Source organism: Streptomyces chartreusis (genome assembly GCF_008704715.1).
Classification (GTDB): domain Bacteria; phylum Actinomycetota; class Actinomycetes; order Streptomycetales; family Streptomycetaceae; genus Streptomyces; species Streptomyces chartreusis.
Window position 1 is genome coordinate 5,275,171 of sequence record NZ_CP023689.1, and the last position, 23,867, is coordinate 5,299,037.

Genomic DNA, 23,867 nt, shown 5'->3' on the forward strand with positions numbered 1-23,867 from the left:
GGGCTGACGGCGGTGTGGTGTGACGGGCTGACGGCGGCCCGGTGTGACGGCGGTTGGTCGGAGTTGGTCGGCCGGCCGCCCGGGGCATCGGGGCGGTCGGCGCCGGGCGGGCCCCTTGTCAGTTCGGGGCGGGGGAAAATTCGGCGACACCCCGCGTCCGCCGACCTACCGTGGCCCCATGAGCCGTCCCGTACCCCACATCGACGTCCGCTCGATCACCGAGGCCGATATTCCGGACTGGACCCGGGCCCTGAACACCGGTTTTCTGCGTACGCCCGACGTCGCCGAGACGGAGGTCGCGGACCGGGCGTCGTACATCGTCCCGTCCCGCACCCTCGGCGCCTTCGATGCCGGCCGCTGCGTCGCCACCTTCCGGTCCTTCGCGCAGGAACTCACCGTCGTCGGCGGTGCCACCGTCCCCGCCGACGCCATCTCGAACGTCACCGTCACCCCGACCCACCGCCGCCGCGGCCTGCTCAACCGGATGATGGCCCACGACCTCGCGGCCGCGAAGGAGCGCGGGGACGTCGTGGCGACACTGATCGCCGCCGAGTACCCGATCTACGGCCGCTACGGCTTCGGCCCCGCCACCTGGGCCGCCGAGTGGACCGTCGACGTACCCCGCGCCGGCCTCGACCCCAGATGGGCCGGCCCCGAGGACGGCGGCCGTATCGACATCGTGGACAGCGCGGACGTACGCAAGATCGGCCCGGAGCTGCACGAGCGGGTGCGCCTGGCGCAGCCGGGTGCCACCGACCGGGACGAGCGGTGGTGGCAGGTCGCCACCGGCGCGGTGCGCCTGGACCGGTCGCCGTGGACGGAGCCGTTCTTCGCGGTGTACCGCTCGGCGGGCGGCGAGGTCGAGGGGCTGGTCTCGTACCTGGCGGACGACAAGTGGGGCGACGGCAAGCAGCCGCTCAACACGGCGTCCGTGAAGTGGCTGATCGCGGCGACGCCGGAGGCCGAGCGCAACCTGTGGCGCTACCTGTGCTCGATCGACTGGATCACGACGGTCAGGAGCGGCTGGCGGGCCCCCGACGACCTGCTGCCCTTCTTCCTCCCCGACCCGCGCGCGGCCAGGATCACGACACTGGCGGACTGGCTGTGGGTACGGGTGCTGGATGTCGTACGGGCTCTGGAGGCGCGTACGTACGAAGGCCAGGGCGAGCTGGTGCTGGAGGTCGTGGACGGGGCCGGGCTAGCGGGCGGGCGTTACCGGCTCCGGGCGGCGGCTGACGGGGCGTCCTGCGCGCCGACAACGGCCGCGGCGGACCTCACTCTCGACGTCGCCGAACTGGGCGCCCTGTGGCTGGGCGACGAGTCCGCGGTACGGCTCGCCGCGCTCGGGCGGGTCCGGGAAGAACGAGCGGGCGCCGCCAAGGTGGCCGACGCCCTGCTGCGTACGTCCAGGCGGCCTTGGTGCCCGGACATGTTCTGAGACTCCTCTCTCCCGACGACAGGTCTGCTCATCCGTAGCGAGCTGTTCAGTTGTGGTTGTTGATCAGTGGTGCCTGTTCAGTTGTGGCTGTGCGGTCGATGTTCAGTTGTCGGTGTGGAGTTGTGACTGTGCTGACCGACCGGGCTCCCGGCTCCCCTCCGGAAGGGAGCCCGAGCGGCCGAACCTGGTCCCCGGGGCCTTCTTGCGAAGACCTAATGGGCGAGCAGCATGACGAGGATCACCGCGCCGATGCCGCCGATCATGGTGTTCTTTGCCTTGATACCGATGGACAGGGCGAGGAAGGCAATGATGCCCATCGGCCCGTACTTCCACTGGATGAGTTGCTCGAATCCAATGACGAGCGCGGCGACGGCGAGGTAGACGAGCGGCATGCAGGTCTCCCTTCGGGGACGATGGTCGACAGAACCGACGCTTGTGGCCAACACTCTTGAAGCTTGACCATGTTGCTTAAGTTGGCGACCAACTTCACTGTACTTATCACCGCTTGGAAGCGACTCATAACCACCTTCCCGGGAACTGCCTAAAGATGGCGGGAAGTTGTAGTGTTTGGTCGTGGAGCCGAAACACGCCTCCGTCAATGGACGGAAGAGTTCACAGCGGCCACAGAAGTCACACCGGGAGGTGGCCGACGAGCTGCGCGCCCGGATCACCTCGGGCGAGCTGCGGCCCGGCCAGCGCATGCCCACCCAGGCCAAGCTGGCCGTCGAGTTCGGCGTCGAGCGCGGAGCCGTACGGCAGGCGCTGCGCATCCTTCAGTCGGAGCATCTGCTCACGAACGTCTCCAAAGGTGCCCCGGCCACCGTCGCCCCCGACCTCGGCAAGGCGCTGACCGGCCCCGGAGCCCCGCCGGCGCCTACCATGGTGGCCCTCGCACCGCGGATCGCGTCCGCCTTCGCGGCCCCGCACGTGGAGATCGACGCCCTGTGCCTGACCTCGGTCTCCCTCACGCTCGCCATCGGCGAACCGCTCCGTCAGATCCACGCCGGACAGCTGAAACCGGCCAAGGTCGACTTCCGGGTGCTGCTGCCGAGCCGGGACATCCCGCTCGCCTTCCCGACGCCCGTGGAGGACTCCGCCGCCGACGTCGACCTACAGCTGCGCCGCCGCTGGCTCGCCCAGCGCAACGCGCAGGGGCAGGTGCTCCGGCACAACCTGCTGGCGCTGCGTGCCACGCACGGCATCGACGTACAGGTCACCTTCCGGGCGCTGCCGTTCACCCCGCCGGTGAAGCTGTACCTGCTCAACGGCACGGAGGCGCTGTTCGCCTACTACACGCTGAGCCGCCGCGAGGTGGAGATCGGGCAGCAGCATCTGGAGATGTACGACGCTCCGGGCATCCAGTCGACGCTGTTCGCCTTCGAGCAGGGGGCCGGGCTGCGGGACATGACGTTCGTGGAGCAGTCGCACGTGTGGTTCAACGCGCTGTGGGAGACGATCAGTTCGGAGCTTGTGCTCACGAGCTGATCGTCCCCCACAACGTTTGACCTGTGTGTTCGTCGCTGTCGCGGCGCGCGTGACGGCCCCCGGGACGCGCGTGGATCATAGGGCGGGTCCCGAGACCAGGATCGCGAGGACGACGGCCCCTATGGAACTGACAGCGGGGTTCTTGGCCTTGATGCCTATGGTGAGCAGCAGTAGGCCGATGATGCCGGTGGCGCCGTACTTCCACTGGAGGGTCTGCTCGACGCCTACGACGAAGACGGCGGAGAGGAGTGCGAGAACGGGCATCGGTGTTTCCCCCTTCGGGCTCCTGGGAATGGAAGGATTACTTCCGCCAACTCAACCAACTTGACGCCAACTCTGACTAAGTTGTCCCCACTTGGCCCCTACTTTGAAACAAGCTACAAACAACTCCCACTAGATGGGTGCGAGTTGTAGCGTTTTGGTCGTGACCCAGGAGAACGTGGCAGTGAACGGCAGCAGGAGACTCTCGCCCCAGGAGATCGCCGACGTCCTGCGGGAGCGGATCCGCGTCGGGGAGCTCAAGGCGGGCGACCGCCTGCCCACGCAGGCCGAGCTGGCCGAGGAGTTCGGCGTGGAACGGGGCACCGTACGCCAGGCCCTGCGCGCGCTCCAGGAGGACGGTCTCCTGACCAACGTCAGCAAGGGCAGCCCGCCCCGGATCGCCCTGCCCACCCCCACGCGGGGTGCGCCCCAGCCGACGATGGTCAGCCTGGCGCCCCGCCTGACGGAGGCGTTCGCCGTACCGCACGTCCGCGTGGACGTCGTCTGCCACACCTCCGAGACCCTGATGCTGGCCCTCGGCGAACCCTTGCGCCTCATCCACGAGGGCTCGATCCACCCGGAGACGATCGACGTCCGCATCCTGCTCCCGTCGCGGGACATCCACCTCGCGTTCCCGGTCTCCGTGGAGGGCGGCGAGGGCGACGACCCGGTCCACAAGCGATGGCTGGAGATGCGCAACGCCCAGGCACAGGTACTGCGGCACAACCTCCAGGCCATTCGGTCCACCCACGGCGTCGACGTCCGTGTCACCTTCCGGGCGCTGCCGTTCACCCCGCCGGTCAAGCTGTACCTCCTGAACGACGAGGAGGCCCTGATCGGCTACTACGTCCTCGCCGAACGGCAGGAGGAGTACGAGAGCCGGACGCTGGACATGTATGACGCGCTGGGTTCGAAGTCCCTTCTCTTCTCCTTCATGAGGCAGGCCGGACAGCGCGACGCCGCGTTCGTGGAGGAATCCCAGAAGTGGTTCGACGCCCTCTGGGAAACCATCACGACGGACCTGACACTCTCCTAGTGACTTCTGATACGACGCAGACTGAATCCGTGACCGCAGAGACCGAGAACGACACCGAACAGCTCCGGGAACTGATCACACGCGCTCGCGTCGTGCTCTGGGACTTCGACGGACCGATATGCCGGCTGTTCGCCGGGCACAAGGCCGAGCGGGTGGCGATCGACCTGGTGGACTGGCTCGAGGGGCGCGGACTGCACGGACTGCTGACGGAGGGCGAACGGCAGTCACTGGACCCGCACGTCGTCCTGCGCGCCGTCGACCGCCGGCACCCCGGCAGCGACCTGGTCGCGGAACTGGAGGAACGTCTCACCCAGGAGGAACTCCGGGCGACCTCCTCCGCGATGCCCACCGCGTACGCCGACCCGCTGATCCGCACCTGGACGGCGGTCGGATCCCGGCTGGCCATAGCCACCAACAACTCCCCCCGAGTGGTGCGTGCCTACCTGGAGAGCCGCGGCCTGCTGTCCTGCTTCAGCCCGCACATCTACGGCCGCACGCAGGACCTGCACCAGCTGAAGCCGGACCCGCACTGCCTCAACCGGGGACTGCGGGCCATGGGCGCGGCCCCGTCCGCCGCCCTGATGATCGGCGACACCCCCTCGGACCTCACCGCCGCCAACAGCGCCGGCGTCCCCTTCCTGGGCTACGCGCGTAACGCCCGCAAGGAAAAACTCCTGCGCGAGGCAGGGGCGACGGTGGTCGTGGATTCACTGTGGGCGGTACTGCGGTCGGTACGGGCGGCTCAGGCCTGAGTCATCAGGAAGACGAACACCACCACCGCCCCCACCGCGAGCCGGCTGTTCCGGGCTCGGATGCCGATGACGACGGCCGACAGAATGACCAGTCCAATCACCCCCAACTTCGCCTGCGCCATCAGGCCCAGCGTCAACTCCGTTAATGCGCACAGCGCCTGAAACAGCACCATGTCCCCCACCCGCACCCTTCGAATCCTGAGGCCACCAACTCTCCTTTAAATTGGGCTGGTTGGCCTGAGATTGGTTTTCCCTGACTGGTAGATCCCTTAACTGGACCGGCAGTTGGACTGACTTGTTGACTGGAATTTGTGTGCAGGCGGGTGAGAAGCGGTACGGTCGGCATGTGGGCGGACAGCGTGGCGCCGAGACCGGCGGCAAGGAGTTCGAGCGAGTGCTGGAGGCACTCCTCCTCCGTATGTCCGACGGGACCCACCCTCAGGGATCCCTGCTGCCGCCCCAGCGCGAGCTGGCCCAGGAGCTGTCGGTCTCCAGGGACACCATCCAACGGGTACTGAAGGAGCTCTCGGAGCGAGGGCTCGTCGAGTCCCGGCAGGGCAGCGGCTCAAGGGTGATCGCAGCACCGCCGACACAGCGGCGGCAGCCCGCCGACCGCCGGACGCATCCGGGCCGTGCGAAGCTCGGGCCGCAACTGGCCCTGGCATTCGCTCGGCCCGAAGTCGTCCTGGACGTCTTCACCTTCACGTCCGAGTCCCTGGCCGCACACATCTGGCTCCAGGCTGAGCGGATCCGCTCCGGCGAGGTGGCTCCGCAGCGCATCGCTCTGCGCATGCTGCTGCCCTCGGAGAACATGCAGCTGCCCTATCCATACGCGATCGACGACCCGGACGACCCCCGGCCGCTGGAGCGGGTGCGCGGGATAACCCGCCGCAACACGAAGTCGTTGCGGCTCGCCCTGGAGGAACTGAAGGCCGAGAGGTTCGTGGCGGACGTCGACGTCTCGGTCCGGTGGGCCCCGATCACCCCGGCGTTCAAGCTCTACCTGTTCCACGGCACCGAAGCCCTGCACGGCATGTACAAGGTCGTCGAACGTCCCATCGTGCTGGACGAGGGGACGATCCCCGCCATCGACGTCATCGGGCTCGGCGCCGTGCTGGAGCACTACGTGGCGGACGACGACCCGGACTCACCGGGCTCCGTCTTCGTGAGCGAGCGGCAGACGTGGTTCGACTCCGTGTGGAACTACCTGGCGAAGGACTGACCGGCAGTCTCCTCAGCACGACACGGGTACCGACAACGCCCGCATGACCGGCTCGAAGGAGCCGACCACGTCCCGTGCGCCCTCGTCCCGCATCAGTGCCTCTGTCTTCTTTTCCCGCGTGAAGCCGAGGAACGGCACCTTCGCGGCCCGGGCAGCGGTGAGGTCGGTGAGTTGGTCGCCGATCAGCAGCGTCCGGGACGGGGACGGGCCGCCGAGCTCGGTCAGGGCACGGGTGACCACGTCGGGGTGCGGCTTCATCAGATGCGGGTCCTCGGGATCGCGTCCCAGAACGGCGGAGAAGTGATGCAGGAGGCCCTGCTGTTCCAGGTATTCGCGCACCGGGCCCGCCGAGTTGTTGCTCACGATCACCAGTGCCTTGCCCAGCCCGGCCAGCGTGACCACCAGTTCCCGCGCACCGGGCGTGGGGACGGCTTGACCCACCGCCTCGTACTCGTGCCGGGTGACGATGCCGTCCGCCCAGCTCAGCCGTGTCCCGCGGTGGTCGCCGGTGCGCCGTAAGGCCATGTCGGCCAGACATCGCAGCACCCCGTGGGAGTCGGCGCAGTCCCTCACACCTGCGTCGAGCCGCCCCCATTCCAGCCGCGCCCGCTCCTTGACCTCGTCGGCGATGTACGCGGTGCAGGCGCCACGGAACAGGTCGCAGACAGGGCCGTCGAAGTCGAGGAGAACGGCGTCGGCCCGGCCGAGGACGTCACGCAGTGTGTCCAGGTCACCATGGCCGTCGTACTCGGTGCATGTCGTTGTCACCGGCACAGTGTGGGGCGGTCCGGGTGGGCGTCCGGCGCCGCGACCTGGGGTGTCGGGGCTCGCTGCGCTCGGATGGGTCAACCCGAGGCACATCCGACTCAGGGGTTCTGCGCGAACGGGCGAATCCTTTCTGGCACGATGCGCACTCACAGGGGGATGCCGTGCAACACTTTCCCGCCACTTGCGCGGGGAACGGTCGAGAGAGCGGGCGATGTCAGCCGAACGGGTGTCCCCGACACGGGAACGAGCCGTCCAGATGAGCGGCGGTGACGCGAGTGCGGTCGAAGGGCCGCTCGAGGGCTATCACCACGAGACCTATGTGATTCCCCTGCCCGACGCCGCGAGTGAGGACGAGGACGACGAGGACGCGGACCCAGTCCGGGCCAAGTGCCGGTCGCCGCGGGGCGAACTGCTCTGGTTCGACCGGCGCTGCTTCGTCTCGGAGGAGCAACTGCTGCAGGCACTCCAGGGGCGGATCACGGGTGTCCCGGACCTGATCGAAGTGGGCGAGATCCGGTTGCAGCGGTTCATCGAGGGCCGCACGCTGGGCTCGCGGTACGCCGCCGGGCGGATGGTCCCCGAGCCCGTGCTCGACCAGATCCTGACTCTGTTCCGGCAGTTGATCCATGTGTCCCCGGGGTCCCTGAATGCCGAACGGCGCTGTCGGCCCGAGGACCGTGCCGAGGACAAGGATTGCGCGGGGTTCCTGGAGGTACTTGTCCGGTTCGCCGAGGAGCGCGTCTACCGGGACAACCTCGACTCCTTCGAAGGCCTGTTCAGGGCACTGGGTGTGGGCGGGGACTCCTTTGGCGCGCTGCGCAAACACGTAGTGGTGCCGGGGCTGGCGGAACGTCCCTTCTGCCTGCTGCACGCCGACCTGCACCGCGAGAATTTCGTCCTCGACCGGACCTCCCGACTGTGGACCATCGACTGGGAGCTGGCCATGTTCGGCGACCCGCTCTACGACCTCGCCACACACCTCTACCTGATGCGCTATCCGGCCGAACAGGAGCGCCGGCTGACCGAGCGGTGGTGCGCGACGGCCGAGGCGATCAGACCCGGCAGCACCAAGGGCTGGCAGGACGACCTGCCGAGACTTCTGGACTTCAAGCGCGCGCAGAGCGTGTTCACCGACGTCATCCGGGCGACCCAGATCCTCGACAACGGCGGGGCGTTCAGCTGGCGGCGATGGCCCATCGAGGCCCGAAAGGTGCAGCGGGTGCTGGCCCGGGCCGCCGTACCGCTGGGGTTCGACAAGGTGCCGAGTGTGCGCACCGTGGCTGCCTCGCTGCTCGACTGGCACAGACTCCGCGGCACGCGCACCTCATAAGGTCGGCGGAACGACTTCGGCCAGCGCCGCGCACCCTTGTGCTCTACAGTCTCGACTACCTGTTCTCTCTGCCTCAGAAACGCGCAGCACAGGAACGCCATTTGAACGCACGACTCGCACGTCCGCCCACCGTGTACGCGGAGTTCGTCCGCTACGCCGAGGAGCATGGACGGTCGCTCCAAGGGCATCACCACATCAACTACTGCGTGCCGCTGACCCCGGAGATGGCGTCAATCGTGCGGCTGCCGGTGAACACCCCCGTGCTGGTACGGATACCCCGCCCCGACACCCTGCGTGTCGTGTTCAAGACCTGGGAGAACGAGGCCACGGTCCTCGACGCCATCAGGGACACCGTGCCCCACGCCCCGGTCTGCCTGGCCCACGACTGGATGAGCTCGGCCGTCCACACCTTCGTCGAGGGCGTCCCGCTGTCCAGGACCTGCCGTGACATCACGAAGGTCGACCGTGCGCTGATCGAGGCGATGGCCGAGGGGCTCGCGCGGCTGACCTGTGTCGACGGTGACGTGGCCCCGACGCTGCCGCCAGGGTGGCCCCGGCCTCCGGAGAGCCAGGGGTTCCTGCGCACGGTCGTGGAACTGACGGAGAGAGACGTCAGAAAACCCAACTGGGATCGCTTCCACCGCATGTTCGAGAGGCTGGGCGTGCGGTCCGGGGCCCTGATGCGCCTGGCCGGCCGGGTGCCCCGGATGGCCAAGCGGCCCTTCAGCCTCCTCCACGGCGACCTGCACCGGGACAACGTCATCGTCACCAAGGACGGGGACCCGCCGCTGGTCTTCGTCGACTGGGAGCTCGCCTCGTTCGGCGACCCGCTGTACGACCTCGCCGTCCACCTCGTGCGCACGGGCCACGACCGAGCCCAGCGGGACGTGGCGATCACCGCCTGGACCAGAGCCGTTCGGCAAGTGAGCCCCGAGGCGGCGAACGGACTCGCCGACGACCTGAAGCACTACATCGCGTTCGAGAAGGCCCTGTCCGTGTTCCCGGACGTGATGCGGATCCTGCACGAACTGGAACGACGCCCCCCGAAGGACCAGTGGCTGAAGTCGGCCACGAGCCAGGTCCACACCGCGCTGACGGCAGCCGCCGAACTGCTCGACATCGACCCCGTCCCGCCACTGGCGGAGATCTGGGAGTTGCTGCAGAAGTGGGCGGGGTTCGTCCACGGTGCCCCGATCAGCAGGGGGCGTCGGGTGCCGGTGCAGTGGACCCCGGTTCACGACCATCAGCCCCGTCCGGACTTCCATGACTCGAGCGTGGACAACGTGCTGGCCGACGAGTGCCGGGCGCCGGAGAGCCGGCTGCTGCGGGGCACGGCCCACATCAACGCGGTGGTCGTGGCACGGCTCGCCGGGGCGGACACCCTGGTCGTCGTGCGGCGCCCCACGAAGGGGCCGGAGCGCCGGAACGATTCGAGGAGGCTCGACGAGCCCAAGGTCCTACGGGCCATCGAGGAGGAGGACGCGCAGGTCTCGGCGCCGCGGGTACTGGCGCTGGGGCACGGCGGACGGCGGCGCGGCCCTTTCTCCGTACAGACATATCTGGGCCCGAGCGACGGGTCCGCCCCCGACCATCCGGTGGACGGCCTGCGTCCGCACGAGGCCGAGAGCCTGGTCGACCAGCTGAGCGCCTTGACCACGGTGGACTACTGGGCCCTGGACCCGAGGCCGTACGACGACTTCTACGGGCAACTGACGGACGAGCTCGCGGACACCGTGCGACGGCTGCCCGACGAAGTGCGCGCGCTCGCCGAGGGCATAGGCCTGCCCGGCCATCGGCAGCTCCACTCCATCCTTTCGCGCTACTCGGTCGAGCGCCGCACACCGACGCTGCTCCACGGCGATCTCCATCCGTGGAACCTGGTGCGCACCTGCGACGAGCGGTTCGGCATCGGCCTCATCGGCTGGGACCGGGCCAGGGTCGGCGATCCGCTGTACGACCTGGTGCGGCACACGTGTCTCGCGCGGACCGACGATCGCCGCAAGCACTTCATGAAACGCCACTGGGAGCGCAGTCTTCCGCGCCACTACACCCGAGGCTGGCTGTCCGACTGGAGCAAGTACGAGCGCCTGGAGATCGTCCGCGCCGCCTACGAGGACCTCGACCACCTGGTCTCGGGCAGGCACTTGGACATCCCCCGGATCCGGGTAGCCGTGGAGTCGTACGCCTGGACGCTCCAGGCGGCCCTGGCCGAGCTGAACCTCGAACCCCGTCGTGACAACCCCTACCTCCTGCGCGCCCTGCCCCACTAGCCCTCAAACGAGACGCGGGCCGCGCGTAGGCTCACCGCCATGAGCGACAACGGCACCTCCGAGCCCGGCCTGCGGGAGCGTAAGAAGCGGCGGATGTACGAGACCGTGTCCGAGACCGCCATCCGGCTCTTCCTCGAGAAGGGCTTCGACGCCGTGTCCGTCGCCGAGGTCGCCGCCGCTGCCGAGATCTCCAAGCCGACGTTGTTCCGGTACTTCCCGGCGAAGGAGGACCTCGTCCTGTACCGGATCGCCGATCACGAGGACGAGGCCGCGCGGGTCGTGCGGGAGGGGGCCGCGCCCGTCGAGGCGCTGCGGCGGCATTTCCTCGAGGGGATCGAGCGGTGCGATCCGATCACCGGGCTCAATGATCATCCCGCGGTGCTCGCCTTCCACTCGCTGGTGTACGGGACGCCGGCCCTGGTCGCCCGTATGTACGGCTACCTGGAGCGCTCGGAGGCCGCGCTCGCCGAGGCGCTCGGCGGGGGGCTCGACGCGCGGCTGGCGGCGGGGCAGATCGTCGCCGTGCAGCGGATCCTCGCGGAGGAGAACTGGCGGCGGATCTCGGCGGGGGAGCCGGTGGCCGAGGTGAAGAAGGACGCGGTGGTGGCGGCGGAGCGGGCGTTCGGGCTGCTGGAGGCAGGGTTGCCGCCATCACTCGTCACGAGCAGTGCGCATGAGGCCGCACATGAGGCTGAGTAAATAATTTAACTCGGTCACGTTTTGTGGGTACGCTTCCTGCATGACGTCCACCGACCCTGCCCTCCGGCACACCCTCATCCGCGAACGCGCCCACCACGACCGCTGCCGCACCGCCCTCGCCGGCATGGTCGAGGGCGCCGACGAGCAGGTCGTCATCGGTGTGAACGCCTCCGCGTCCGGCGCCGACGCCGAGGTCCTCGGCTACCGGCTGCGCAGCCAGGCCAAAGCGCTGCACGAACTGCCCGAAGGCCCGCTGTTCTTCGGCCGGCTGGACTTCGGCGGCGAGCACGATGAGCAGGACAAGCAGGACGAGCATCAGGCGCTGCACATCGGGCGCCTCAGAATCACCGAACACCCCGCCGAGCCGCCCCTCGTCGTCGACTGGCGCGCCCCCGTCTCCCGCGCCTTCTACCAGGCCTCCGCCCGCGACCCGCAGGGCGTCGCCGTACGGCGACGGTTCGGCTGGGCGCCCGGCAGCCGCGGGGAGTCAGGGGACCTGACCGGCCTGGAGGACGAGCACCTCGACCGGGGCGAGTCCCGGGCGAGCGAGATCGTCGCCCGCGAGATCGAACGCCCCCGCGTCGGCCCCATGCGCGACATCGCCGCCACCATCCAGCCCGACCAGGACGACCTCGTACGGGGCGACCTCGCCGTCTCCCTGTGCGTGCAGGGCGCCCCGGGCACCGGCAAGACCGCCGTCGGCCTGCACCGTGCCGCGTATCTGCTCTACACCCACCCGCAGCGCATCCGCCGCGGCGGACTGCTGATCCTCGGACCCAACCGCACCTTCCTGTCGTACATCTCGGAGGTACTGCCGGCGCTCGGCGAGACCGGCGTACGCCAGTCCACCCTGCGGGACGAGATCGCCCGGCATCCGGTCAAGGCCGTCGACGGGAGGGACACGGCCGTCGTGAAACACGACGGGCGGATGGCGGAGGTGCTGCGGCGGGCCCTGTACGCCAGGGTGGCCGCGGGGCACGCCGGTGCCGTGGAGGTTCCCGACGGGTCGTACCGGTGGCGGGTCCCGGAGGGCCGGCTGGAGCGGATCCTGGCCGGGGTGCGGGACGAGGAGCCGCCGTACGCCGTGGGGCGGGAACGGGTGCGGACGCGGATCGTGCGGGTGATCCAGGAGCAGGCCGAGCGGCGCGGCGGGCCGCCGGGTGCCGCGTGGGTGCAGAAGATCTCACGGGCGCGGGCGGTCGGGGCGTACGTCGACACCGTATGGCCACGGGTGCGGCCCGAGGAGGTCGTGGCTCAACTCTTCATGGAGCCCGAGGTGCTGGAGGCCGCCGCCGACGGGGTGCTCGACGGGGACGAGCAGAAGGCGCTGCTGTGGGCCAGGCCGCCGCGCTCGTGGAAGTCGGCCCGCTGGTCGGCCGCCGACCTCGTGCTCCTCGACGAGGTGGCCGGGCTCATCGAGCATCCGCAGGGGTACGGCCATGTCGTCGTCGACGAGGCGCAGGATCTGTCGCCCATGGAGTGCCGGGCGATCGCGCGGCGCGCTGCGTTCGGGTCGGTGACCGTGCTGGGGGATCTGGCGCAGGGGACCACTCCGTGGGCGGCGCGGTCCTGGCGGACGGTGCTCGGGCACCTCGGGAAGCCGGACGCGGCGGTCGTGCCGCTCACGACCGGGTTCCGGGTGCCGGCGGTGGTGCTGGAGCTGGCCAACCGGCTGCTGGAGCGGGTGGACGTGGAGGTACCGGCGGCCCGTTCGCTGCGCGGCGACGGCGAACTGCGGTTCCGGGAGGCCGACGGCGATCTGCCGGGCGCGGTCGTGGGCGCCGTACGGGACGCGCTGGGCCGGGAGGGGTCCGTGGGGGTCGTCGCGGCCGACGCGGACGTGGCCCGGGTGCGCGAGGCGCTCGGCGCCGCCGGGATCGAGTCCGGGGACGCGGAGGAACTGGGGGCGAGAGTGGCCGTCGTGGCGGCGAGCGTGGTGAAGGGGTTGGAGTACGACCATGTCGTCGCCGTGGAGCCGGCGGCGATCGTGGAAGCGGAGGAGCGGGGGCTGCATCGGCTGTACGTGGTGGTGACGCGTGCGGTCGCGGGGTTGGAGGTGGTGCATGGGAGGCCGTTGCCGTTCTGAGCGGGCCGGGCCGGTCTGCGGGCGTCCCCCGTCCCGGGCTGTGCGGCCACGGCCTCCCATGCACCGTCCGTCGTACCTAGGCGCCGGCGTCCAGGATCGGGATCAACTGCTCCTCCTCGTAGGCCAGATGCGCCTCCAGCTCCGTCGTGAGGCGATCGACCTCGCGGCGGGCCGTGTCGGGATCGGCGTTCTCGTCGCCCACGACCCGGCGCAGGTCCTCGACCAGTTCGGCGATCCGGTCGTGCTCGTCCCGCAGCCGGGCCAGCGTCGGCGCGAGCTCGGGGTGGCGGTCCTCCAGGAACGGGAACATGGCGAGGCCCTCGCCGGTGTGGTGGTTGTGGAGCCCGGCGCAGAAGGTGAGGCAGTTGACGCGGAGTTGGGCGCCGAGGGTGCCCCTTCCCGTGCCTGCCGAGTCGTTCATCTCCGCCCGGATCAGCTCCAGTTCCCGCCGGAACGCGTCATGGACGACCTTGAGCGCCTCACCCATGGAGGACGCGTTGATGTGCCCGGGGCCGCCCTCGGCGAGGCTGTGCAGGGCGATGACCGGGATCACCCGTTCCGTCTTCTCCTGGTACGCCGCCCAGCCCGGGTCCGCCTCCACGGCCCGCGCGAAGATCCGGTCCCGTTCCTCGCCCTCGATGACGACGGCCCGTGCCTCATAGGTGAACGCGCCGCTCTCCACGGTGACCCGAGGGTTCGCGACGAGGTTGTGGAACCACGCCGGGTGCCGGGGCGCGCCCGCGGCCGAGGCGATGATCAGTACGCGGTCGTCGCTGTCGGGGAGGTAGCCGACGGGGGTGGTGTGGGGGCGGCCGGTGCGGGCTCCGGTGGTGGTGAGCAGAAGGAGCCGGGCGCCTTCGAAGTAGCCGCCGACGCGGCCCTTGTTGGCGCGGAATTCCTCGATGACCTGCTGATTGAAGTCGTTGGGCATGCTCAGGTTTCTCTGTCTCTTTCTCTTCGGGGTTCCGTGCGGTGGGTTCCGTACGGAAGGGGAGGTGAAGAGAAAAGAGAGGCGGACTCCTGGTCCGCCGCCACGACCTCACTCAGAGGCCGGGCAACACCCAACTCGCTCACGGCACAAGGCCGACCCGGCAGTCATACCGGTGACAGTAGCGCAGTCACCCCGCATGGGGTGATCCTGTTTTTCGATGCTCCTCTTCCTCGACGTCGACGGGACGCTCATTCCCTTCGGGGCGGAGCGGCCGTACCCGCAGTACGAGCCGCCCCGCACCCTGCCAGGCCCGCCCGCGCACCCCCTGCTCACGCGCGTGGACCCCGCTCTCGGCACCCGCCTGGAGCGGCTGGCCGAGCTCGGCTGCGAGCTGGTGTGGGCCACGACCTGGCTGGACGACGCGAACACCGCCCTCGCGCCCTGGCTCGGGCTGTCCCCGCTCAGGCTGGTGGACTGGCCCGACGAGGACGCGGAACCCTGGCTCGGGCCCCGCGCCCCGCACTGGAAGACCCGGCCGCTGGTGGCCTGGGCGGCGGGCAGCCCGTTCGTCTGGGTCGACGACGAGATCTCCGACGTCGACCGGGCCTATGTGGCCGCCCACCACCCCTCACCGGCCCTGCTCCACCGAGTCGACCACCGCTACGGACTGACGGACCACGACTTCGCGGCGCTGGAGGAGTGGATCGCCGGTGGAGGGATCACCGACGACGGGATCGCCGGTGGAGGGGTCACCGGCGGGAACGGCCCAGCAGCTCGGTGACCCGCATGAAGCCGTCCGTCCCATGACCGAGCCCGATGACCCGGCGGGCCTGGCCCTCGGCGGCGCGGATCACGGCCGCCTCGATGCCGTGCGACTCGGAGGCCTGCGCGATATGGGCCATCGAGGAGACGGCGGAGGTGATCGGGTTGAGCTCGCCGGAGTACCTGTCGTCGTCGACGTCCGCCGCGAACTCCTCGAACAGCGGCGGCAGGATCGCGCCGATGCCCTGCGCGAAGGGGGCCAGCTCCCGCGCGGTGATGCCCTCGGCCCGGGCCACGGCCAGTGCGTGCGCGTAGCCGGCCATCGCCGTCCAGAAGATGTCGAGCAGGGCGATGTCGTAGGCGGCGGCCCGGCCGACGTCCGTACCGAGGTGGGTGTGCGTGCCGCCGAGCTTGTCCAGGACGGGGCGGTGCTCGCCGTACAGCTCCTCTGGGCCGCTGAGCAGGAACACCGCCTCGGGGGTGCCGATGGTCGTGGCCGGCGTCATGATCGCGCCGTCGAGGTAGCGGATGCCGTGCCCGGCGGCCCACTCGGCGGTGTCCCGGGCGCGGGCCGGGGTGTCGGCCGTCAGGTTCACGAGCGTGCGGCCCTTCAGCGCGACGGCGACGGCGTCCTGACGCAGGACGGCGTCGGAGGCGTCGTAGTTCACCACGCACACGACGGTCAGCGCACTGGCGGCGACCGCCTCCGCCGGGGACGCGGCCGCCGTCGCGCCACGGCCGACGAGCTCCCGGTCCCGACCCGGCGTGCGGTTCCACACGGTCACCCGCAGCCCCGCGTCCAGAAACGCACCGGCCAGCGCCCGCCCCATCGGCCCCAGCCCGAGGACCGTGACGCCGTCGGTGGAATCGTGGTCGTGGCCGTGATTGTCGTCGTAGGTGGGCATGGTGCAACTCCCTGTAAAGTGAAGATAGTTGACGAATTGATGACAAAAGGGGTGGCGAGATGACGCGTCGACGCCAGGATCCGAACGTCTGCGGAGTGACCGCCGCGATCGCGGTGATCGACGGCAAGTGGAAGACGCTGCTGCTGTGGCTGCTGGAGTCCGGCCCGCACCGCCCCGCGGAGCTGCGCCGCCGGGCACCCGGCCTCAGCGAGAAGGTGCTGACCCAGGCGCTGCGGGAGATGGAGTCGGACGGGCTGGTGCACCGTGAGGTGTACGACGTGCTGCCGCTGAAGACCGTCTACTCGCTGACCGACTTCGGCCGCGAGCTGGCCGATGCGCTCGCCCCGCTCGCCGACTGGGGGCACCGCCGCCTGGAGCGGTTGACCGAGACCCAGCCGCGCCTGGAGCGGCTGACCGAGACCTCGTCGGCCTCCTGACCCGCACGCCACCTCCGTCCGCCGCCGCGTCGATCACCCACATCAAGGGTGGGTCGGCGGGGGCGCGCTGCCAAGTAGGCACAAATAAGTGGGTACGACGGTCGTTTCTGTCCGGCGCGCCACGGCTACGTCCCCACCAGCTCCTCCCGGAACCCCTGGCGCCAAGACGGATAACGCGGCTCCCAGCCGAGTTCCCGCCTGGCCTTGGCGTTGGAGAAGCCGCGCCCCTCGGTCATCATCGTCACCACCACGTCCCCGGCGAGCAGCCGGGCCAGCCACTTGGGCACCCGCAGCGGATGCTTCGCGCCCGCGCACTCGGCGAGATACGGCAGCCATTCGCTCGCCGGCGCCGGCTCGTCGTCGACGATGTTGAACACGCCCCGCGCCCGCTGCTCCACCGCCAGCAGGGTGGCGCTCGCCGCGTCGTCCAGATGCACCCAGGAGCAGTAGCCGGTACCGCCCCCGACCAGCGGGAACTGCCGTTTGCGTACGAGTTCGACCTGGTCGTCGGTGGCGCCGGGACCGTAGAAACCGCCGTACCGCAGGACCGTCCCGTCGGCCTTGAGGACGGCTTCCTGGATGTGCCGGACCGCCTCGCCGAGTTCGCGCAGCTTCCCGGTCTCCACGGGCAGCGGGTCCTCCTCGGTCTTCACCCAGCCGCCCTCGCGGACGCCGTTCCAGATGGCGGCGCTCTGCGCGACGACGTGCGGGACGCCGGTCGCCTCCGCGGCGGCCAGCAGATGGTCGGTGCCCTCGGTGCGCAGCCGGTTGGTGGTGGCGAACCACCGGTCGAAGTGCCGGATGTCGGGCTTGCCGGAGTGCGGCGCGGAGATCGCCGTCATCTGGTGCACGATCACGTCGGGCCGCGCCGCGGCCACCGCCTCGCCGACGGACATCGCGTCGAGCCCGTCCATCACCACGCCCGTCGCCCCCATGCCCTCCACCAGGCCGAGCTTGGCCGCGCTCGTCGTCGTGGCCGTCACCTGATGTCCCCGCTCCACGAGCCGCGGCACCAGCCGCCGCCCGATGACGCCGGTACCGCCCGCCACGAACACCCGCATGACACTCACCGTCCCGATCGCTCGATCGCGGATACCTCTGTGAAACCTTGGACGAGCGGACCCGCCCGTTCTGTGACACGGCGATGAGTTCCGCGTACCCGGCCGGTCTTCCCGCATGAGACTCCGTACGGAGGACCCCGGCACGACCACCGGCGACATCCACGGAACGAACCCCGGAAGGACGTGAGGACCATGCCGACCAGCTCCGCATACGCCAAGGTCAACGGCGTGGAGATGTACTACGAGATCCACGGCGCCGCTCGCGACGGCGGTACGGGTGCTGCCGGCCCGGGCGCCGCCGCCCGGCGTCCGCTGGTGCTGCTGCACGGGGGCGTCACCACCATCGGCATGTCCTTCGGCGCCGTGCTGCCCGCCCTCGCGGCCGACCGGTACATCGTGGCGCCCGAGCTCCAGGGCCACGGACACACCGCCGACACCGACCGTGCGCTGACGGTGCCGAACCTGGCCTCCGACGTCGTGGGACTGCTCGACGAGCTCGGCATCCCGCAGGCCGACTTCCTCGGGTACAGCCTCGGCGGGCTGACCGCGCTGGAGATCGGGATCCGGCACCCCGACCGGGTGGGCCGGCTGGTGCTCGCCGCGACTCAGTACCACCAGGACGGCATCCACGACGAGGTCCACGCAGGCGACTTCGACTCGCCCCGGCTGCCCAGCCAGGCCGACTTCCAGGAGATGGCCGAGGCGTACGCCGCGTGCGCGCCGCACCCCGAGCACTACCAGGACTTCCTCGGCAAGATCTCGGTCGCCGCGAACGCCCCGCTGCCGTGGACCGCCGACGACCTGCGCACGGTGCAGGCACCCACGCTGCTGCTCATCGGCGACCGCGACTTCGTACGGGTCGAGCACGCGGCCGAGATGCAGCGCCTGATCCCCGGGGCCCGGCTGGCCGTACTGCCCGCGACGGACCACATGGCCCTGATGCGACGGACGCCGCTGCTGCTGCCACTGCTGAACGAGTTCCTCGACTGAGCCGGCACCGGCAGCCGACCGGGTCCGGCACGAGAGGGGACACGAGGAGAGCGGCCGGAACACCGCCTACAGCACGCGAAGGTTGGTGAGCGGGATGTTCCACTCGTTCCGCTCGATGTTCCCGTGACCGTCCCAGTCCGCGGCCGGCACCGCGAACAGCGCCAGCCCGGCGACGACAGTGGCCAGAACGGCGACGACAGCGGCCCGGACGGCGATGGCACGACGCTTCACGATGCCTCCTCGAAAACGGACGACGGTGCGCCCCACCCTCCGCCGCCCCACCGCCCCCACCCACCCGGACACGCCGCCCGACCACCGGGTTCAGCCGCACGGTCGCGAGTCCGAGGCCGCCCGGGGCACCTACCGGGCTCATCTCAACCGCCCACCGGCCGACCCGGTGTCCCACCCCCGAGTGGCATGGCGCACTTTTGCAAGCGGGTGCTTGCAATAGTTAGCGGGGGTGCGGCAAGGTGGAGGCATGGCATCGCTCAACGTCGGCAATCTCGGTGACTATCTGCGCGAGCAGCGGCGCAACGCGCAGCTGTCGTTGCGGCAACTCGCCGACGCCGCCGGGGTGTCCAATCCGTATCTGAGCCAGATCGAGCGCGGGCTGCGCAAGCCGAGCGCGGAGGTGTTGCAGCAGGTCGCCAAGGCCCTGCGGATCTCCGCCGAGACGCTGTACGTCCGCGCCGGCATCCTCGACGCCGAGCGGGACCGGGACGAGGTGGAGACGCGCGCCGTCATCCTCGCCGACCCCACGCTCAACGAGCGGCAGAAGCAGGTGCTGCTCCAGATCTACGAATCCTTCCGCAAGGAGAACGGGTTCGGGATATCCGTCGAGGTGGATGGGCACTCGGTGGCGGACCGGGACGCGGACCAGACAGTGGTCGACGCGGTCCGGTCCGTCGGTTCGGATCCGGGCTCCCAGGGGTCCCCGGACCCCGAGGTCTCCGGCGACAGCGACGCCCGGTCCGACGGCACGGCGGACGCCCGCGGCGACGACGCCGACGTACGACGCAGCCGTACGACCCGCAAGAACAGCACGGCCGACGGCGGCCGCGAGTCCGCCGCGCGCCGTAACCGCACGACTCGCACAACCCGCAGCAGCACCCGCAGTACCGGCAGTACCGGCAGTACCCGTACGACTCGTACGTCCGACGGCAGCGACGCCGACCCGGAGAACCCGACCGACCCGCAGCAGTCGGCCGGCTGACCATGAGCCGCCGTAGGCGCCACGCGCACCGGCGAGCAGCAGCCCTCAGCCGTCCGTCCGACCGCGGGAACCGAAACCCTCACCTCGAACAAACCGGGAGGACCAGCAAAATGGCCATCACCGACGACCTGCGTAAGACCTTCAGCGACCCGACGCCGCTCTACTTCGCCGCCGGCACCGCCGACCTGGCCCTCCAGCAGGCCAGGAAGGTGCCCGCCCTGGTGGAGCAGCTGCGTTCCGAGGCGCCGGCTCGGTTCGAGGCCGTTCGCAGCACCGACCCGAAGGCCGTCCAGGAGAAGGCCGCCACGCGTGCCAAGGAGGCGGGCGCCAAGGCCAAGGAGGCGCAGGAGACCCTCCAGACCAAGGTCAACGAGTTCGTCAGCAGCCTGGACGCCGACGTCAAGAAGTTCGGCAGCAACCTCGACGCGGACGTCAAGAAGTTCGGCAGCAGCATCGACGCCGACCTGAAGAAGTTCGGCGAGAGCGCCCAGGACTTCGCGCTGCGCACCATCGGTGTCGCCGCCGAGTACGCGGTCAAGGCCCGTGAGGCCTACGAGAAGGTCGCCGAGCACGGCGAGCAGACCGTGAAGACCTGGCGCGGCGAGGCGGCCGAGGAGATCGAGGACCTCGCCATCGCCGTGGAGCCCAAGGCCGAGCCGGTCGAGGTCAAGGAGGACAAGGCCGCGGCGAAGCCCGCCGAGGCCAAGCCCGCCGCCGAGGCCGCCCCGGCGAAGAAGGCGCCCACCAAGAAGGCTCCGGCGCGCAAGCCCGCCGCCAAGAAGACGACGCCGCCCGCCAAGTAACACGGACGGGTGAAAAGCGACCGCAGATCACGGGCCGGGCACTCGGGGAGTGCTCGGCCCGTTGTTCGGGTAGCGGTCCTGCGGTTGCGGGTACGGTGACCGCGTAGAGACGAGCCGAACCAGGTGGTGGACGTTGTGCTGATGCAAGGCTTCGTGGGGTTCATGTGGCTGCTGAGCATGGCCCTGATCCTTTTCAGCGGCTTCGCGCTGATTGACGCGGCCATCCGCCGCGAGGACGCCTACCGCGCCGCGGACAAGCAGTCCAAGGCGTTCTGGCTGATCATCCTCGGCCTCGCCTTCGTGGTGAACCTGATCTTCAACATCCTGTCGTTCCTGCCGATCATCGGCCTCATCGCGACGATCGTGTACATGGTCGACGTACGCCCCGCGATCAAGGGCCTCCCCGGCGGCGGCCGCAGCAGAAAAGGCTCCAGCAGCGACGGCCCGTACGGCCCCTACAACGGCGGCCGCTGAGCCGTACCTCCGAGGCTGCTGATCAATGCCCTAGAGGGCAGCGCCCACCAAGGGGCGCGGGGAACTGCGCGCCCAACCAGGTAAGACCCGCAGCCGGCATGCGACAGCACCCCTACGGCGGGTCTCCGAACGGCGCCCGCCCGCTCACGCCCCCGCCCGCTCACGCCCCCCGGTCGAGCAACAGCACAGCCACGTCATCCGTCAGCTCACCACCATTGAGGTCCCGGACCTCATTGACGGCGGCCCGCAGCAACGCCTCCCCGCGCAACCCCTCGGAGAGCTGGCGCCGGACCATCTCCACCATGCCGTCCTGCCCGAGCCGCTCGCGCCCCTGGCCGATCCGCCCCTCGATCAGGCCGTCGGTGTAGAGCATCAGGCTCCACTCCGCGCCGAGCTTGACCTCCATCCGAGGCCACCGTGCCTTGGGCAGCAGACCGAGCGCGGGCCCGTTGTTGTCGTACGGCAGCAGCTGTGCAGCCCGTCCGGGCCGGGCGAGCAGCGGCGACGGATGACCCGCCAGGCACAGCCCGGCGCGTCGGCCGTCCGGTGCTATGTCCACCGTGCACAGGGTCGCGAAGATCTCGTCGTCGGCCCGCTCGTGCTCGAGGACCTTCTGAAGCGTCCCCAGCAGCGCGTCACCGCACAGCCCGGCAAGGGTCAGTGCCCGCCAGGCGATGCGCAGCTCCACACCGAGGGCGGCCTCGTCCGGCCCGTGCCCGCACACGTCACCGATCATGGCGTGCACGGTGCCGTCGGCGGTGCGGACGACGTCGTAGAAGTCGCCGCCCAGCAGGGCACGCGAACGGCCGGGCCGATACCGCGCGGCGAACCGCAGCGACGACCCCTCCAGCAGCGGCGTGGGCAGCAGCCCGCGCTCCAGGCGCCGGTTCTCCTGCGCCCGCAGCCGGCCCTCGGCGAGCCGCCGCTCGGCCGTGTCGGAACGTTTCCTCTCCACTGCGTAGCGGATCGCACGGCTCAGCAGCCGCCCATCCAGTTCGTCCCGGAAGAGGTAGTCCTGGGCGCCCACGCGCACGGCTTCGGCGCCGCGCTCGGCGTCGCCGGAGGCGGTGAGCGCGAGCACGGCGTGCCGGGGCGCGAGCTCCAGCACGTGCCGGAGCACGGCCAGCTCGTCGTCGTCCACGCCGCGACCGGGCGCCGCGAGGGCGAGGTCCAGCAGGATGCAGTGGACGTCGTCGGTGAGCAGCCGCCCGGCCTCGGTGAGGTTGCGGGCGGTGCGCACACGGATCGGCCGGCCGGCCGAGTCGTGCAGCTCGGGGACCATTGCGGAGCCGCCGGGATCGTCCTCGATCAGCAGCAGCGTCAGAGCGGTATGGGTGCTGTTCTCGACCGTCTCATCCTTACGCGGGGCCACCTCACGGGTGGTGCCGCCTGGGGACGCGGCCGGCGCCTGACCAGTCTCCACGGCCGGGATCGCTCTCTGCCGCGGTACGGGTACGGGCATCGTCTTGACTTCCTTCCCTCCCCCCGAGGGTGGTGGGAACGAGGGACCTCGATCCACCGACGGGGACCATAGCGGGTGTCGGCGCCGCAGCGGAATGGTGTGGAGCACGCCGTGTGGTCGCTGGCCGCTGTCATATGCCGCGTTCTGTACCGCAGTTGGACAGGGTGGCGCCCCGGCGGGGATGACGAACGTCACGTCGGGGCGGCGTTTGTCAGGAAAGTGGCGTGGGGTGGGTCACGTGTCCCGAGTCACGGCCCTTACGTCACAAGACGCCCTGAATCCTCACGCATCGGGCCGAACCACCCCGAGGATCCGCATCGACCCGGCGCCCGCGATCGTCACCGTCCGCCCCGGGCGCGGGGCGTGGATGATGGCGCCGTCGCCGATGTACATGGCGACATGGCTGGCGTCGGCGTTGTAGATGATGAGGTCTCCCGGGCGCATGTCCTCTATGTCGATGCGCTCCAGCTGCTTCCACTGCTCCTGCGAGGTCCGCGGAATGCCGCTGCCGGCGCTGGCCCAGGCCTGGGAGGTGAGCCCTGAACAGTCGTAGGTCTTGGGGCCTTCAGCGCCCCATTCGTACGGTTTGCCCAACTGTGCGGTGGCGTACTCGACAGCCTTACGGCCCTGCGCGGATGCCTTGCCCTTGATGTCGTCGAGGACACCGGAGTCCAGCCAGGCGGTCTGCGCCTTGTGGGCGGCGTCCTCCTCCAGCTGGGCGAGGCGCTCCTTCTCCTCCTTCTCCAGCTGGGACTCCAGCTGTTCGGCCGCCTTGATCTGCTTCTCGATCTTCTTCTGGGCGGCGGCCTTGGCCTTGCGGCCGGCCTCCAGCTTCTGCCACTGGGCGGAGGCGTCGCTGGCGTACTGCTCCAAGTCCTGCTGGGTGCGGGTCATTTCGCCGAGCAGTCCCTTGGTGGCGCGCTGCCCCTGGATCACCCGCCCGGCGCTGTCGAGAAAGTCCCGCGGATCGTCGCTCAGCATCAACTTCGCCTCGTCGGGCAGCCCGCCCGACCGGTACTGCGCGGCGGCCGCGGAGCCGGCCCGCTTCTTCAACTCGGCGAGTTTCTCCTGGCCTTTGACGATCTTCTTGGCCAGCGAGACGATCTCGGCCGACTGCTTCTCGGCCGCCTCCTCGGCGGCGTTGTACTCGTCGGTGGCGACGGCCGCGTCGTGGTAGAGCTTCTCCAGCTTCTTGCGGACGTCCTCAAGCTCCTTGTTCGACACCGGGGTCGGTGACGCGGAGGGTGAGCTGCTCGGGGACGGAGTGGGTGCCGCGAAGGCGGTGCCCGGCGCCGCCAGTACGGTGACCGCGCAGACGACGGTCACGGCCGTAGCGATCAGGCCGCGCTTACCCATACCTGTGCCCCCAAACTGATGTCCCGTCAGTAACATACGAGCGTCCGGGGGATCGTGCCACGACGGCGCGCAAAGTTACAGAGGTCTGCTTCCCCCCTTTCACGCCCCGCTATGACGATCTCCCGC

General features: G+C 70.0%; 25 protein-coding genes. 15 read left to right on the forward strand and 10 right to left on the reverse strand.

Annotated features, from left to right (window positions below):
• The first annotated feature begins 178 nt into the window (after positions 1-178).
• A complete protein-coding gene (locus tag CP983_RS23090) occupies positions 179-1,438 on the forward strand; it encodes a GNAT family N-acetyltransferase (protein ID WP_150501500.1) in 1,260 nt (419 codons plus the stop codon).
• A 212-nt stretch (positions 1,439-1,650) separates the two neighbouring features.
• Here the strand turns inward: CP983_RS23090 and CP983_RS23095 are convergent, their stop codons facing one another.
• Entirely contained in the window at positions 1,651-1,830 is a 180-nt protein-coding gene (locus tag CP983_RS23095; protein WP_030948647.1) for a hypothetical protein, read from the reverse strand.
• A 175-nt stretch (positions 1,831-2,005) separates the two neighbouring features.
• Between CP983_RS23095 and CP983_RS23100 the strand changes: the two genes are divergently transcribed.
• A complete protein-coding gene (locus CP983_RS23100) occupies positions 2,006-2,923 on the forward strand; it encodes a winged helix-turn-helix domain-containing protein (protein WP_150501502.1) in 918 nt (305 codons plus the stop codon).
• A 75-nt stretch (positions 2,924-2,998) separates the two neighbouring features.
• Here CP983_RS23100 and CP983_RS23105 read toward each other — a convergent pair whose 3' ends face one another.
• Positions 2,999-3,187 (reverse strand): hypothetical protein, encoded by a 189-nt coding sequence (locus CP983_RS23105; RefSeq protein ID WP_030948652.1) that lies wholly within the window; start codon positions 3,185-3,187, stop codon positions 2,999-3,001.
• Between the two features lie 154 nt (positions 3,188-3,341).
• Between CP983_RS23105 and CP983_RS23110 the strand changes: the two genes are divergently transcribed.
• Both CP983_RS23110 and CP983_RS23115 read left to right on the forward strand, forming a co-directional pair.
• Positions 3,342-4,220, forward strand: coding sequence for a winged helix-turn-helix domain-containing protein (locus tag CP983_RS23110; RefSeq protein ID WP_150501504.1), 879 nt, complete (start codon positions 3,342-3,344; stop codon positions 4,218-4,220).
• 29 nt (positions 4,221-4,249) lie between these two features.
• Positions 4,250-4,972: an HAD family hydrolase gene (locus CP983_RS23115; RefSeq protein ID WP_229914797.1), complete on the forward strand. Its 723-nt coding sequence runs from the start codon at positions 4,250-4,252 to the stop codon at positions 4,970-4,972.
• Here the strand turns inward: CP983_RS23115 and CP983_RS23120 are convergent.
• The gene (locus tag CP983_RS23120) at positions 4,963-5,145 is read right to left on the reverse strand and encodes a hypothetical protein (RefSeq protein WP_229914796.1); all 183 of its coding nucleotides are present in this window, start codon (positions 5,143-5,145) and stop codon (positions 4,963-4,965) included. The genes CP983_RS23115 and CP983_RS23120 overlap by 10 nt on opposite strands.
• A 173-nt stretch (positions 5,146-5,318) precedes the next feature.
• Between CP983_RS23120 and CP983_RS23125 the strand changes: the two genes are divergently transcribed.
• Entirely contained in the window at positions 5,319-6,194 is an 876-nt protein-coding gene (locus CP983_RS23125; protein ID WP_150501510.1) for a winged helix-turn-helix domain-containing protein, read from the forward strand.
• 12 nt (positions 6,195-6,206) lie between these two features.
• Here the strand turns inward: CP983_RS23125 and CP983_RS23130 are convergent, their stop codons facing one another.
• The gene (locus CP983_RS23130) at positions 6,207-6,962 is read right to left on the reverse strand and encodes an HAD family hydrolase (RefSeq protein WP_167537750.1); all 756 of its coding nucleotides are present in this window, start codon (positions 6,960-6,962) and stop codon (positions 6,207-6,209) included.
• A 256-nt stretch (positions 6,963-7,218) separates the two neighbouring features.
• Here CP983_RS23130 and CP983_RS23135 point away from each other — a divergent pair, with 256 nt between their 5' ends.
• The 4 genes from CP983_RS23135 to CP983_RS23150 all read left to right on the forward strand — a co-directional run bounded on the left by CP983_RS23135 (position 7,219) and on the right by CP983_RS23150 (position 13,347).
• Entirely contained in the window at positions 7,219-8,292 is a 1,074-nt protein-coding gene (locus CP983_RS23135) for an aminoglycoside phosphotransferase family protein (RefSeq protein ID WP_150506812.1), read from the forward strand.
• A gap of 101 nt (positions 8,293-8,393) precedes the next feature.
• Positions 8,394-10,562: an aminoglycoside phosphotransferase family protein gene (locus CP983_RS23140; protein WP_150501514.1), complete on the forward strand. Its 2,169-nt coding sequence runs from the start codon at positions 8,394-8,396 to the stop codon at positions 10,560-10,562.
• Between the two features lie 39 nt (positions 10,563-10,601).
• Entirely contained in the window at positions 10,602-11,261 is a 660-nt protein-coding gene (locus tag CP983_RS23145; RefSeq protein WP_150501516.1) for a TetR/AcrR family transcriptional regulator, read from the forward strand.
• A gap of 40 nt (positions 11,262-11,301) precedes the next feature.
• The gene (locus tag CP983_RS23150) at positions 11,302-13,347 is read left to right on the forward strand and encodes a HelD family protein (RefSeq protein ID WP_150501518.1); all 2,046 of its coding nucleotides are present in this window, start codon (positions 11,302-11,304) and stop codon (positions 13,345-13,347) included.
• Between the two features lie 76 nt (positions 13,348-13,423).
• On the opposite strand, the gene CP983_RS23155 is transcribed toward CP983_RS23150, so the two are convergent.
• Positions 13,424-14,278 (reverse strand): nitroreductase/quinone reductase family protein, encoded by an 855-nt coding sequence (locus CP983_RS23155; protein WP_150501519.1) that lies wholly within the window; start codon positions 14,276-14,278, stop codon positions 13,424-13,426.
• A 217-nt stretch (positions 14,279-14,495) separates the two neighbouring features.
• Between CP983_RS23155 and CP983_RS23160 the strand changes: the two genes are divergently transcribed.
• Positions 14,496-15,059 carry an HAD domain-containing protein gene (locus CP983_RS23160; protein WP_150501521.1) on the forward strand — a complete coding sequence of 188 codons (564 nt, stop codon included), beginning with the start codon at positions 14,496-14,498 and terminating at the stop codon, positions 15,057-15,059.
• Here CP983_RS23160 and CP983_RS23165 read toward each other — a convergent pair.
• Positions 15,028-15,945 (reverse strand): NAD(P)-dependent oxidoreductase, encoded by a 918-nt coding sequence (locus CP983_RS23165; protein ID WP_150501523.1) that lies wholly within the window; start codon positions 15,943-15,945, stop codon positions 15,028-15,030. The two genes, CP983_RS23160 and CP983_RS23165, sit on opposite strands and share 32 nt — an antisense overlap.
• A gap of 59 nt (positions 15,946-16,004) precedes the next feature.
• Between CP983_RS23165 and CP983_RS23170 the strand changes: the two genes are divergently transcribed.
• Positions 16,005-16,382, forward strand: coding sequence for a winged helix-turn-helix transcriptional regulator (locus CP983_RS23170; RefSeq protein WP_150501525.1), 378 nt, complete (start codon positions 16,005-16,007; stop codon positions 16,380-16,382).
• 125 nt (positions 16,383-16,507) lie between these two features.
• Here CP983_RS23170 and CP983_RS23175 read toward each other — a convergent pair whose 3' ends face one another.
• Positions 16,508-17,443 (reverse strand): NAD-dependent epimerase/dehydratase family protein, encoded by a 936-nt coding sequence (locus CP983_RS23175; protein ID WP_150501527.1) that lies wholly within the window; start codon positions 17,441-17,443, stop codon positions 16,508-16,510.
• Positions 17,444-17,635: 192 nt separating this feature from the next.
• Here CP983_RS23175 and CP983_RS23180 point away from each other — a divergent pair, with 192 nt between their 5' ends.
• Positions 17,636-18,433, forward strand: coding sequence for an alpha/beta fold hydrolase (locus tag CP983_RS23180; protein WP_150501529.1), 798 nt, complete (start codon positions 17,636-17,638; stop codon positions 18,431-18,433).
• Positions 18,434-18,499: 66 nt separating this feature from the next.
• Here the strand turns inward: CP983_RS23180 and CP983_RS44050 are convergent, their stop codons facing one another.
• On the reverse strand, positions 18,500-18,664 hold the full coding sequence (locus tag CP983_RS44050) for a hypothetical protein (RefSeq protein ID WP_167537752.1): 165 nt from the start codon (positions 18,662-18,664) through the stop codon (positions 18,500-18,502).
• A gap of 247 nt (positions 18,665-18,911) precedes the next feature.
• Between CP983_RS44050 and CP983_RS23185 the strand changes: the two genes are divergently transcribed.
• From CP983_RS23185 to CP983_RS23195, 3 genes are all read left to right on the forward strand, one after another.
• Complete coding sequence (locus CP983_RS23185) at positions 18,912-19,646, forward strand: helix-turn-helix domain-containing protein (protein WP_150501531.1); 735 nt, start codon at positions 18,912-18,914, stop codon at positions 19,644-19,646.
• 110 nt (positions 19,647-19,756) lie between these two features.
• Entirely contained in the window at positions 19,757-20,449 is a 693-nt protein-coding gene (locus CP983_RS23190) for a hypothetical protein (protein ID WP_150501533.1), read from the forward strand.
• Between the two features lie 141 nt (positions 20,450-20,590).
• Positions 20,591-20,923 carry a DUF2516 family protein gene (locus CP983_RS23195; protein ID WP_030951127.1) on the forward strand — a complete coding sequence of 111 codons (333 nt, stop codon included), beginning with the start codon at positions 20,591-20,593 and terminating at the stop codon, positions 20,921-20,923.
• A gap of 160 nt (positions 20,924-21,083) precedes the next feature.
• On the opposite strand, the gene CP983_RS23200 is transcribed toward CP983_RS23195, so the two are convergent.
• Positions 21,084-22,385, reverse strand: coding sequence for a PP2C family protein-serine/threonine phosphatase (locus tag CP983_RS23200; protein ID WP_150501535.1), 1,302 nt, complete (start codon positions 22,383-22,385; stop codon positions 21,084-21,086).
• Positions 22,386-22,667: 282 nt separating this feature from the next.
• The gene (locus tag CP983_RS23205; protein WP_150501537.1) at positions 22,668-23,741 is read right to left on the reverse strand and encodes a C40 family peptidase; all 1,074 of its coding nucleotides are present in this window, start codon (positions 23,739-23,741) and stop codon (positions 22,668-22,670) included.
• Positions 23,742-23,867 lie beyond the last annotated feature (126 nt).